Raw genomic sequence first — 13,726 nt, forward strand, 5'->3', positions numbered from 1 at the left:
CGGCCGAGCTGCCCATCCTCCCCCGGGCAGATCCCGCGACAGACGCCTGACACGCAAGTCAAAACGGCTTGCCACGTGTGGCTTTCAGCGCGCTCCTACATAAGACGCATCACCCTGGAAAATCCAGAATGAGAATTTTTTGCATTAGTATCTCGCCGGCATCCTTCCACGCAATCGGCACGGCAGTACGGGGGAGGCAATGCAAAAGACCCCAGGGGCGGGTTGCCCGCCCCTGGGCGTGGTGAGGCTCAGCGGCTCTTTTCCAGCAGCCGGGCTTTTTCTTCAGGGCTCATGCTGTCGAGCCGCAGACGGGCCTGGGCCAGCTTGAGCAACTGGCCAGGGTTGGCTTCGCGCTCGCGCAGCGCCTGGGCAAGGGCGGCAACCGTAGCGTGGTCGAAGATGACGCCTGGATTGATGTCGCACTGCAGCAACTTGCGAATACCTGCCGCCAGCTTGATGACCAGCAGCGAATGCCCGCCCAGTGCAAAAAAGTCCTGCTCGATGCCCACTTGCTCCAGCCCCAGCAGTTGCGCCATGCGCTGCGCAATCACGGTTTCCAGTGCATCACGCGGGGCCAGCAGACCCGCCGCAGGTTCATTGCCCACCTGCCGCAACGCTTGCCGGTCGAGCTTGCCGTTGCCCAGGCGCGGCAACCGTGGCAATGCCTGCAGGGTACGCGGCAGCATCACCGCCGGCAGTTGCCGGGCAAGGTACTCGCGGACCGCGTCCAGGGCAGCCGCCGTGGCCTCGTCGCGCAAGCTGACATACGCGCTCAGCGCTTCTCCATCACACAACACCGCCGCCTCGACCACCTGCGGTGCACCCGACAGCTGTGCCTCGATCTCCGCCAGCTCGATGCGGAAGCCGCGTATCTTCACCTGATGGTCGCGCCGGCCTTGCAGCTCGATAGCACCGTCCGGGCGATAGCGGGCCAGGTCGCCGGTGCGGTAAAGCCGCTCGCCCGCCACGAACGGGCTCTCGACGAACGCCGGCGGGTCACTCTGCACGTCTTGCAGGTAGCCGCGACACACCTGCTGCCCACCGACATACAGTTCGCCCAGCACGCCGGTGACCGCCAACTGCAAGTGCTGATCCAGCACATAGACCTGGTTGTTGGGCAACACCTGCGACAACCCGAGGGTGCCGGTCGGTACCGCCCGAACCGGGTGCACCATGACCCCGACCGTGGTTTCGGTCGGGCCGTAATGGTTGAACAGCTTGCAGTCCGGACGTATCTGCAACAGGCGCTGCAGCAACGCCGCGCTCGGGGCTTCCCCGCCCAGGATGACGGTGGCCGGTACTGCCGGTGCCTTCGACTCCAGCAGCGCGCTCAGGTGCGACGGCACGATCTTCAGGCAGTCGATTGCCTGCTGCTCGAGGTACGCAGCAAACAGTTCAGCATCCTTCATCACCTCGTCGGCGGCCACGTGCAGTGTCGCACCCACATACAAGGCTGCGAACAGCGTCGTATGGCCAAGGTCGGCCGACACCGTCGAGCCGAATGCGAAGTGACGACAGCCCTCCAGCGCCAGCGTGTGGCACACGCCTGCGGTGTAGTTCAGCAGTTGCCGGTGCTCGACCACCACGCCTTTGGGGGTGCCTGTCGAGCCCGAGGTGAACAGGACATAGGCGGCATCGCTGGCGCTGGCGGCGTGCGGTTGCAGCCGTGCAGTGTCAACCGCCAGCGGGTACAGGCTGTCGAGGCTCAGCGCCTCTATGCCCTGCTCACGCAGGCTGGCCACCGCTGCCGGTTCGACCAGCACCTGCGTGGCGCCGGCCTGTGTCATCAGGCGCACCTGCCGGGCAACGGGCCAGTGCGGCTCCAGCGCCAGGTAGGCTGCGCCGACACGCCAACTGGCCAACATCGCCACGACCCAGTCCAGCGAACGCGGCAGCGCCAGTGCCAGCACCGCCCCGGGTTGCACGCCAGCCTGCTGCAGCGCCAGCGCCAGGCGCTGCACTGCCAACTCCAGTTGGGCGTAACTCAGGCCCGCGTCACCTGCGACCAGTGCCAGCGCGTCGGGGGTGTCGATTGCCCACTGGCTGATCTGTGCCGCCAGTGATGTCGCGGCCAGTGGTTGCGGCGCGGGGTTGATCGACAGCAGGCGCTGGCGCTCGGCCTCACCCAGCAGGTTCAACTGCCGCAGCGGGCGGTCCGGCGCCTGAGCGATGCTGCGCAGCAATTCAATGTACTGCTCCAGCAGGCCTTGCATGCCGCGGGCACTGTAGCGCCCGGCCAGGTAATCCAGGCTCACGGTAATCGGTTGGTCAGCACCCGCTGCTGGGCAAATGCGCAGCTGCAGCTCGATGCCCGTCGGCAGGCGCGGCGCCAGTAGCTCGCCCTGCCAGCACAGCCCGCCGGCAACCTGCGGCGCGAGCGCCGGCGTAGTGGAAAACGCCACGGTCGGCACGGCTGTGGGCACCCATTCCGGTACCCAGTACTCCTGCCACGCCACATGCTGCTCCAGCGCGGCGCCGAGCGCTGCAAGGTGCTCGCCGAAACGGGTTTCGTCAGCCCACTGCAGGCACAACGGCAATAACTTGCTGAACGCCCCCGCACTGTTCGCGAAGTAGTCATAATCCTGTCGCGCATCGTGCTGCCAGGCGCCCAACAACCGGTTGCTGTCGCCAAGCCGGCCCAGCAAGGCCCACCAGGCCGCCTGCAGCAGCGTGTCCAGGCTGGCCTGACGGGCGTCGGCCAGGCGTTGCAACTGCCCCTGCAAGGCCAGCGGCAGATTCACCTGATGGTGTGCCTGATGCGTCGCTGGCTGGTCCTGGCGATAGGCTGGCCAAGGCGCGCTCATGCCCTGCTCCGTTGGCATCAGGTGCCCTTGCCAGTAGCCACGGGCTGCCGCTGCATCCTCATCCTGGGCCACTTCGGCACGCCACTCCAGATACTGCCCGAAGGCTTCAGGCAGGTCTTCATCCGGCCCGGCTGGCATGTCATACAACGCCGCCAGGTCACGGTACAGCATGGCCATGCCAGCCGCGTCGCAGGCAAAGCCCGCCACCCCCAGCCATAGATGCCATTGCCCGGCATCGGCGGCCGGTACCAGCAAGGCCTGGGCGGCTGGCAGCTGGTCGATTTCGAAGCGCTGCTGCAACCAAGGCTCGAGCAGTGCCAGCGCACCTGCCTCGGCCTGCACTGCCAGCGTCAGGGCTGGCCGCCGGGCGCCGATGAACTGGCGCATGCCGCGGTATCCCGGGGCAGTGCCCAGGCGCCCGGCCAATATCGGGTGGCGCTCGACCAAGCGCTCAAGCGCCTGGCTCAGGCGCGCCGGGTCCGGCCGGCCCTGAACGCTGATCTTCAGCAGCGTCGCGGCCTGTGACCAGTCCGGGCAAGCGGGCAAGGCATCGAGCCAGTGTTGCTGGTCGACGGTCAGGGCAAAACCGATGTCCTCGGCCTGGTCTACGTAACTGTTCATCCCTGGGCCTCCTCGGTCGCCATCACCTGCATGGCCGCAGCCGCCTCCAGCGCGGCCCGGTCGAACATGTCGCCCATCGCCACGACGATCTTGCGTGGTCCCTCGTACGGGTCACGGGCATGCGCCGCCAGCATGTTGTCGACCAGGATCACGTCGCCTTTCTGCCATTGGAACCGCACGGCACAGGCTTCATACAGCTCGCCGATCAGTTGCATGTCCTGGTCGGGGATCGGCGAACCATCGCCGAAGTACACATGCCGTGGCATGCGCTCCAGGCCGAACATGGCCAGCAGGTCTTCACGCGCATCCGGCTCCAGCCAATAGATGTGGTGCAGCTGCACCTGATTGAAGAACGAGCGTGCGCCGGTGATCGGGTGCGTGATGATTGCCGGGCAGCGGGTGCGGGTCTGCAACTCGTCGTTGTCCAGCCAGCGCCATTCGATGCCAGCGGCACGGCAACGGGCCTCGACCTCGGCGCGGTCATCGGTGCGGAAGAAATGCTGCCATGGCACGTCGAGCTTGTCGGCGAACGTGCGCACATACAGCAGCCCTTTGTCCTCGAGGGTTTGCCGCAGTGCCTGCGGCAGCTTTTCGTACATCAGGCGGCAGTCGACCACCGGCGTGGCACCGCCGACCGGCGAAGGCTGCTCGCAATAGAACATCTGCTTGCGCGGCCAGCTGTCCTGGTGCGCACTCTCGTTATGGAACAAGATCATTTTGGTTTCCGGGTACGGCGTGGAGCGGTAGGTGTTCTTGCCCCCCTCCTTCTTCGGCAGGTCACCGTATTGACCGTAAAGCCCCGGCTGTACAGCTTCGGCGAATGCTTCAAACCCCTGGATACCCTCCAGGGCAAAGCCGCGGAACAGGATCCCGGCATGCTCGCCCAGCTTGCGCTCGACCAGCGGCCGGTTGTTGCGCACCCACTCGATCAGGTCGATCGATGCGTCGCCAGGCTCGACGAGCAACGGGAACAGCTGGCCTGGTACCAGCAGCGACTCGCGCACCGCTGCCCGTGGCGGTGCAGCTGCAGTGGCACCGGCAGAGCGCTTGAGGAATTTGCCCAGCTTGTCGGCCTTGCTGGCCGGGGCGCTTACCGGTGTGCTGCCAGCCAGGGCGCCACCCTGTAATGGAACGTTCATCGCTTGCCACCTCATATCCTGAACACTGACGATCTGTTCGAGCATCGCGATCCATGCGCTGACGAGTCGCTGGATATGCTCTTGCCTGAAAAGCGTTGTCGCAAACTGCCAGTTGCCACTGAGCTGCCCGGCCTCCTGTTCGATGAACAGGGCCATGTCGAACTTCGAATACAGCGCCGGGGCGGGCAGCGCCTGCACGGTAATGTCGGCCAGGGCTTCGCTGCGTACGGGCAGGTTGTTCATCACGAACAGCACCTGCACCAGCGGGTTCATGCCGCGCACCCGCGGGGCGCCATGGGCCTCGACGATCATGTCGAACGGCAGGTCCTGATGCTCCAGGGCCGCGAGCAAGGTGCGCTGGGTGCCCTGCACGAAGTCACCGAAGGCCAGCCCATCGCTCACCCTGGAACGCAGCGGCAATACATTGACGAAGAAGCCGATCAGGCCTTCCAGTTCGCTGTGCTGGCGGCCTGCGGTGTCGGCCCCGACCAGTACGTCGTGGGCACCGCTGGTCTGGTGCATCAACCACTGGAACGCCGCCAGCAGCGTGCTGTACAGGGTCACCCCGGCCTTGGCCGCGAACTGGCCAAGCGCATCGGTCAATGCTGGCGACAGGCTAAAGTCCACCGCACCGCCGGCATGGGAGGCCTGCTCGCTGCGCGGCTGTTCCAGTGGCAGCTCAAGGTGGCCGGTATGGCCCGCCAAGGCCTGTTGCCAGTAGCTTGCCTGGCGCTGCAGCTCACCCGCCTGCTCGAGGGCCTGCTGCCACAAGGCAAAGTCTGAATACTGCAGCGGTAACGGCGCCAGTAGGTGGGTCTGCCCTGGGGCGCTGTGACGGTAGATTTCAACCAGGTCGCGGACCAGCACGCCCATCGACCAGCCATCGGAGATGATGTGGTGCATGGCGAAGAACAGCACATGCTCCTGGTCTGTCAGGCGTGCCAGACGGCAGCGCAACAATGGCGCATGCTCCAGTGCAATCGGTGTGCTGGCGTTGGCCAGGGTGGCTTCGGCAATGCACCGTTGCTGCTCCTGCGGGCTGAACCCGGACCAGTCGTCGAGGGCGATATCCACCTCGATCCGGTCGGCAATCAGCGCCAGCGGATCACCCTCGTCGTCCTGCACGTAGGCCGTACGCAACACTTCATGTCGCTGCGCCAGCGCGTTCAGGCTGTTGCGCAACACCTCGACCTGCAGCGGCCCTTGCAGGCGCAGGGCCAATGGCATGCCGTAGGCAGCACTGCCCCCGGACAATTGTTCGGCAACCCACAAGCGCCGCTGCATCAACGACAACGGTGCGGTGGCTTTTTCTCCATGGGCCAATAGCTCGACACCGTGCGCGGTCGCAGCCTTGCCAGCGCCGCCGAGCGCTGCCAGCAGGCGCTCCAGCACCGGGTGATCGAACAGGTCACGCAACGTCACTTGCACACCCGGCAGCTTGCGCATCCGCGATACCGCCTGGGTCGCCAGCAACGAGTGACCACCCAGCTCGAAGAAGTGGTCGCCAAGGCCCACCCGCTCAAGGCCGAGCACCTCCTGCCAGATACCCGCAACGTGCTGCTCGAGCGGGGTTTGCGGCGCCCGGTAGGCCTGCTGCAGGGCGCTGTTGTCGGGCTTGGGCAGGGCCTTGCGGTCGAGCTTGCCGTTGGCCGTCACCGGCCAGGCCTGCACCTGCAGGATGTGCGTCGGCACCATGTAGTCCGGCAGGCTGCCCTTGAGCTGTTCGCGAAGGCTGTCGCGCAGTTCGGCGGCGTCCACTGCCATGCCCTGCTCCTCGGCCAGTACGTAGGCCACCAGCTGCTGGCCATGCCCGCTGTCCTGGGCCAGCACCACCGCCTCGCGCACCTGCGGGTGCTCCAGCACCCGTGCCTCGATTTCACCCAGTTCGATACGCAGCCCGCGCACCTTCACCTGATGGTCGATGCGCCCGCAGTACTCGATCACCCCGCTGTCGCGGTAGCGCGCCAAATCCCCAGTGCGGTACAGCCGCTGGCCGTGGCTGCCGAACGGGTCGGGCACGAAACGCTCGGCCGTCAGCGACGGGCGACGATGGTAACCACGCGCCAGGCCCTGGCCACCGAGCATCAGCTCGCCCATGGCCACCTGCGGCAGGGCTTCGAACGCCGGGCCAAGGATGTGCGTGTACAGGTTGGCGATCGGCTGGCCGATCGGCACGCTGTCACGCCCTTCGTCGACACAGGTCCAGTGGGTGACGTCGATCGCTGCCTCGGTCGGCCCGTACAGGTTGTGCAGGCGGGCACCGGGCAGGTGGCTGAACACCTGCTGCTGGGTGTCCACCGCCAGCGCCTCGCCGCTGCAGATCACCTGCCGCACGCTGTGGCAGCGCTGCAGGCCCGGCTCGCGGACGAACACCTGCAGCATCGACGGCACGAAATGCAAAGTGGTGACCTGGTGGCGCTCGATGGTGTCGATCAGCCGCTCCGGCTCGCGATGCTCCCCCGGCGCCGCCAGGGCCAGCCGTGCACCGGTCATCAGCGGCCAGAAGAATTCCCACACCGACACGTCGAAGCTGAACGGGGTTTTCTGCAACACCGTGTCGGCGCTGTCCAGCGCATACGCCTGCTGCATCCACGCCAGCCGGTTGTACAGCGCCAGGTGGCGGTTGCCGGCGCCTTTCGGCCGCCCGGTCGAGCCGGAGGTATAGATCACGTAGGCCAGGTTCTCCGGGTGCAGCCGGCACGCCGGCACCTGCCGCGCGTAACCGCCCAGCTCGCCGGGCTGGTCCAGCAGCAGCACCTGCCCGGCAAACGCCGGCAACTGCTCGCGCAAGTGCGCCTGGGTCAGCAGCAGTTCGATGCCGCTGTCTTCGAACATGTAGGCCAGCCGCTCGGCCGGGTAGTCTGGGTCCAGCGGTACATAGGCGGCGCCGGCTTTAAGGATCGCCAGCAGGCCAACGACCATTTCCAGCGAACGCTCGGCGGCGATACCCACCAGGCTTTCCGGGCCGACGCCCTGTTCGATCAGCTTGTGCGCCCATTGGCTGGACAGCTCGCTCAACGCCCGGTAGCTCATGCGCTGGTCGCCGAACAGCAGTGCCGTGGCATCCGGCTGGCGACGCGCCTGCGCCTCGAACAGCTGGTGCACGCGCCAGTCGCCGGGGTAGTCGGTGGCGGTGTCGTTAAGGTCATGCAGCACCGCTTGCGCCTGCTGCGGGCTCAGCATCGGCAACTCGCCCAACGCCGTTTCGGCGCTGCTCTCAAGCATCTGCTGCAACACCTGCAACAGGTGCTCGCCAAGTTGCTCGGCCAACCGGGCACTGAACCGTGCCCGATCGGCTTTCAACTGCAGCGACAGGTGCGTACCCAGGTTAACCACCAGCGTCAGCGGGTAGTTGGTCTGTTCGTGGTTCGCCACCTCACCAAACACCAGGCTGCTGGTGGTATCGGCCTGCAGCGCTTCGGACACCGGGTAGTTCTCGAACACCAGGATGCTGTCGAACAGCGGTTCGCCGCCCTGCCCGGCCCAGCGCTGGATATCGAACAATGGCGTGTGATCGTACTCACGCAGGGCGATGTTCAGCGCCTGCACGGTGTCCAGCCAGTCACCCAGCGCTTGCTCCGGGCGTGGGCTGGCAATGACCGGCAAGGTATTGATGAACAGGCCGATCTGCTGTTCGATGCCCTTGAGTTCGGCCGGCCGCCCAGCCGTGGTCGCACCAAAGGCGACGCAGGCCTGGCCGGTATAGCGCTGCAGCACCAGCAGCCAGGCCGCTTGCACCACGGTATTGACGGTGACCCTGCGCTCACGGGCAAAGGCGTCCAGGCGGGCGGTCTGCCGGGCATCCAGTTGCTGTACCCGCTCGACCTGCCCCTGCCCTTCACTACCGGCTGCCCAGTCCGTGGCCCTGGCCAGCAAAGTGGGTGCATCCAGGTCTTGCAACTGGCGGGTCCAGAACGCCTGGCGGGCTTCGCCATCCTGGCGCTGCAGCCAGGCGATATAGTCACGGAAACGCCCCGGCCCTTGCTCCGGCACGCTGCCGTGGTAGCGCTGCAGCACCTCGCCCAGCAGCCGGGTATTGCTCCAGCCGTCCATCAGGATGTGGTGGCTGGTGTAGATCAGGTGATAACGCTGCGCATCCAGGCGAATCAGGGTCAGGCGCAACAGCGGCGGCTTGCCCAGGTCGAAGCCGGCCCCGCAGTCTGCAGCAGCGAACGCCTCCAGCGCATCGGCAAGGTCGTCACGGCCACGCCAGTCATGCACCGCGAACGGCAATTGCGCCTCACGCTGAATGATCTGCAACGGGCTGGCCAGCTCACCCCAGATGAAGCTGCCACGCAGCAGGTCATGGCAGTCGACCGCCGCTTGCCAGGCAGCACGGAAGCGCTCGGGATCCACGCCAGTCACATCGACCCGCAGCTGGTTGATGTAATCCCCGCCCTGCTGCAGCAGCGTATGGAACATCATGCCTTGCTGCATGGGTGAAAGCGGGAAGATGTCTTCGACCATCGCTGGCGGCAGCGGCAGGCTGTCGAGCTGGGCCTGGGTCAGGCCGGCCAGCGGAAAGTCCGACGGGGTCATACCGGCGTGTTCGCGCTGGCAGCAGTGCTCGACCAGGGCGCGTAGCTCGTGGCTGTATTCATCGGCCAGGCGCTGTACGGTGGCGACTTCGAACATGTCGCTGCTGAAGGTCCAGCCCAGGCTCAGCTCACCGGCGTAGACCTGGCCATTGAGCGTCAGCCAGTTACCCAATGGCGCGTCCAGGCTTTGCTCATCGCCTTTGGGGTCTACGCAGGGCACCAGCAGCGCCTGCTCATCGGTCGCCAGGTGGCCATCCAGCTGGCCCAGATAGTTGAAGGTGATGCGCGGCACAGGCAAGGCACGCAGGCACTCACGGCTGGCAGCGTCTGCCAGGTAGCGCAGCACACCATAGCCAATGCCCTTTTCGGGCACGGCGCGCAGTTGTTCCTTGACCTGCTTGATCGACCCATCCAGCGTTGCCGCCGGGCTCAGCCGCAGCGGGAACAGGCTGGTGAACCAGCCGACCGTGCGGCCCAGGTCGAGGTTGTCGAACAGCGCTTCGCGCCCGTGCCCTTCCAGCTCGATCAGGGTCGAGGGTTCGCCGCTCCAGCGGCAGATTACCCGCGCAAGCGCAGTCAGCAGCAGGTCGTTGACCTGGGTGCGGTAAGCGGCCGGGGCCTGCTGCAACAGCTGTCGGGTCAGCGCCCCGTCCAGGTGGCTGTAGACCGTGTGGGCGTACCGGTTGCTCAGGGCGCCAGCGCTGTTGTCCTGCGGCAGGCTGCCGCTGGCATGGCTCAACTGCGCCTGCCAATAGCCCAGTTCGGCCTGCAACGTGTCGCTGCCGGCGTAGGCCTGCAGCTGTTCGGCCCAGGCCCTGAAGGCACTGGTCTTGGCGGGCAACTGTGGCACCTGCCCGGCCGCACACTGTTGGTAGGCCCGGTGCAAGTCCTCCAGCAGAATACGCCAGGACACCCCATCGACGACCAGATGATGGATCGCCAGCAACAGGCGCTGACTGCCGTCCGCCAAGGTTGCCAGCACCGCGCGCAGCATCGGCCCATCGGCCAGGTTGAGGCTGCACTGGGCCTCGGTGCCCAATGCCTGCAGCTCACCGGCATCGGCCAGTGTCGCGCACCATAGCAAAGGTGGCTGTACCGGCCCGGCAGGCCGGTAGCTGGCCTGCCACTGCCCATCAACCTCGACGAAGCTCAGGCGCAGGCTGTCGTGGTGCGTGACCAGGGCCTGCAGCGCCTGCTCCAGTGCCTGTGCATCAAGCGCCTGCAGCGGGCGGAACAGCACCGACTGGTTCCACTGCTGGCGGTCGGCAATCGCTGTGTCGAAGAAGGCATGCTGCACCGCCAGCATCGGGGTTGGCCCGTGCAATGGGCGCTGGTCGGCCTGTGCCGCCCCCCCCACCTGGGCGACTGCGGCCAGGTCTTGTACCGTCTGGTGCTGGAACAGGTCCTTGGTGGTGAAGCGGATGCCCGCCTGGCGGGCGCGGCTGACCACCTGGATCGAGACGATCGAGTCGCCACCGAGGGTGAAGAAGTTGTCGCTGCGGCCGACCCGCTCCAGCTTGAGCAGGTCCTGCCAGATCGCCGCGATCTGCTGTTCCAGCGAACCTTGCGGTGCACTGTAGGCCTGCTGCAGGGCGCTGTTGTCGGGCTTGGGCAAGGCCTTGCGGTCGAGCTTGCCGTTGGCCGTCACCGGCCAGGCCTGCACCTGCAGGATGTGCGTCGGCACCATGTAGTCCGGCAGGCTGCCCTTGAGCTGTTCGCGAAGGCTGTCGCGCAGTTCGGCGGCGTCCACTGCCATGCCCTGCTCCTCGGCCAGTACGTAGGCCACCAGCTGCTGGCCATGCCCGCTGTCCTGGGCCAGCACCACCGCCTCGCGCACCTGCGGGTGCTCCAGCACCCGTGCCTCGATTTCACCCAGTTCGATACGCAGCCCGCGCACCTTCACCTGATGGTCGATGCGCCCGCAGTACTCGATCACCCCGCTGTCGCGGTAGCGCGCCAGGTCGCCGGTGCGGTACAGCCGCTGGCCGTGGCTGCCGAACGGGTCGGGCACGAAACGCTCGGCCGTCAGCGAAGGGCGACGATGGTAACCACGCGCCAGGCCCTGGCCACCGAGCATCAGCTCGCCCATGGCCACCTGGGGCAAGGCTTCGAACGCCGGGCCAAGGATGTGCGTGTACAGGTTGGCGATCGGCTGGCCGATCGGCACGCTGTCACGCCCTTCGTCGACACAGGTCCAGTGGGTGACGTCGATCGCTGCCTCGGTCGGCCCGTACAGGTTGTGCAGGCGGGCACCGGGCAGGTGGCTGAACACCTGCTGCTGGGTGTCCACCGCCAGCGCCTCGCCGCTGCAGATCACCTGCCGCACGCTGTGGCAGCGCTGCAGGCCCGGCTCGCGGACGAACACCTGCAGCATCGACGGCACGAAATGCAAAGTGGTCACCTGGTGGCGCTCGATGGTGTCGATCAGCCGCTCCGGCTCGCGATGCTCCCCCGGCGCCGCCAGGGCCAGCCGTGCACCAGTCATCAGTGGCCAGAAGAACTCCCACACCGACACGTCAAAACTGAACGGGGTTTTCTGCAACACCGTGTCGGCGCCGTCCAGCGCATACGCCTGCTGCATCCACGCCAGCCGGTTATACAACGCCAGGTGGCGGTTGCCGGCGCCTTTCGGCCGCCCGGTCGAGCCGGAGGTGTAGATGACGTAGGCCAGGTTCTCGGGGTGCAGCCGGCACGCCGGCACCTGCCGCGAGTACCCGCCCAGTTCGCCGGGCTGGTCCAGCAAAAGGACCTGCCCGGCAAACGCCGGCAGCTGCTCGCGCAAGTGCGCCTGGGTCAGCAGCAGTTCGATGCCGCTGTCTTCGAACATGTAGGCCAGCCGCTCGGCCGGGTAGTCTGGGTCCAGCGGTACATAGGCGGCGCCGGCTTTAAGGATCGCCAGCAGGCCAACGACCATTTCCAGCGAACGCTCGGCGGCGATACCCACCAGGCTTTCCGGGCCGACGCCCTGTTCGATCAGCTTGTGCGCCCATTGGCTGGACAGCTCGCTCAACGCCCGGTAGCTCATGCGCTGGTCGCCGAACAGCAGTGCCGTGGCATCCGGCTGGCGACGCGCCTGCGCCTCGAACAGCTGGTGCACGCGCCAGTCGCCGGGGTAGTCGGTGGCGGTGTCGTTAAGGTCATGCAGCACCGCTTGCGTCTGCTGCGGGCTAAGCATCGGCAACTCGCCCACCGGCTGTTGCGGCTGGGCTACCACACTGTGCAGCAGATGCTGCCAATGCTGCCCCATGCGCTCGACGCTTGGCGCGTCGAACAGGTCGGTGGCGTAGGTCAGCGATGCCCACAGGCCATCCGCGGTCTCGACCGTGTCCAGGGTCAGGTCGAACTGGGCGTTCACTTCTTCCCACGCCAGCACTTCCACGCTCAAGCCTGGCAGCTGTGTGGCCCCTGGCAGCCGGCGCTCGGCGCTGCGATGGTTGAACATGACCTGGAACAACGGGCTGCGGTTCAGGCTGCGCTCGACCTGCAGCGCATCCACCAGCTGCTCGAAGGGCAAGTCCTGGTGCGCCTGGGCCTCCAGCGCAGTGGCCTTGACCTGCTGCAACAGGCGGACGAACGGTTGGTGCGTATCGATGTCGGCCTTGTGCACCTGGGTATTGACGAAGAAGCCGATCAGGCCTTCGGTTTCCTTGCGGGTGCGGTTGGCGACCGGCACGCCGACGCGGATGTCCGACTGCCCGGTGTAGCGGTGCAACAGGCACTGGAAGGTCGCCAGCAACAGCATGAACAGGGTCACCCCTTCGCGCCGTGCCAGTTGCCGCAGGCCATCGGCCAGTGCCGGGCTCAGTGGCAGGTCGATGCGGGCGCCACGGTAGCTGCTGTGCAACGGCCGCGGGCGATCAGCGGGCAGCGCCAGCACAGGCTGCTCACCGCCCAGCTGGGCGGTCCAGTAGGCTAGCTGGCGCTGCCGTTCGCCGCCATCCATCCATTGACGCTGCCAGGCGGCATAGTCGGCGTACTGGATCGGCAACGCCGGCAGGTTGGCAGGCTGGCCGCTGCTGTACGCGCGATACAGGTGCACCAGCTCCTGCACCATCAGCGCCAGCGACCAGCCATCCGAGACAATGTGGTGCTGAGTGATCAGCAACACATGATCGTCCGGCCCCAGGCACAGCAGGCTGGCCCTCAGGAGCGGGCCCTGGGCCAGGTCGAACGGCTGGCGGATTTCTTCGGTGATACAGGTGCGCAGCCGCGCCGCCCGGTCCTCGCCGGGCGCCAGGGCCAGGGTATGCCTGGCAATGCTCACCGGCGCGGGGGCATGGATCACTGGCGTGGTGCGCTCACCGTCAGTGGCGAAGGTGGTGCGCAGCGACTCGTGGCGCGCCACCAGCGCATCGAAGCTTTGCTGCAGGGCAGCCAGGTCCAGTGCGCCGCGCAGGTTCAGCGCACTGGGCAGGTGATAGGCGGCGCTGTCTGGCTCAAGGTGCCAAAGAAACAGCTGCCGCTCCTGGGCGAAGGACAGCGAAAGCGGCTCGGTCGGATCGCGTCGAAAAACAGGTGCCACGCTGTACAGATCGACACCTTGCTGCTTGAGCAGCACCGCCAGCGCCTTGCGTTGCTTTGCCGACAGTGTTGCTACCGATTCGATTAACTTTTGCACGCCCTT

2 protein-coding genes are annotated in these 13,726 nt (G+C 66.4%); both read right to left on the reverse strand.

What is annotated here, in order from left to right:
- Nucleotides 1-248: 248 nt before the first annotated feature.
- Nucleotides 249-3,425 (reverse strand): non-ribosomal peptide synthetase, encoded by a 3,177-nt coding sequence (locus V6093_RS09520; protein WP_406669780.1) that lies wholly within the window; start codon nt 3,423-3,425, stop codon nt 249-251.
- Entirely contained in the window at nt 3,422-13,720 is a 10,299-nt protein-coding gene (locus V6093_RS09525; RefSeq protein ID WP_341782630.1) for an amino acid adenylation domain-containing protein, read from the reverse strand. Before V6093_RS09525 ends, V6093_RS09520 begins: the two co-directional genes overlap by 4 nt.
- Between the last annotated feature and the right edge of the window lie 6 nt (nt 13,721-13,726).

This window comes from Pseudomonas putida group bacterium ESBL64 (assembly GCF_045277175.1).
Taxonomy (GTDB): domain Bacteria; phylum Pseudomonadota; class Gammaproteobacteria; order Pseudomonadales; family Pseudomonadaceae; genus Aquipseudomonas; species Aquipseudomonas alloputida.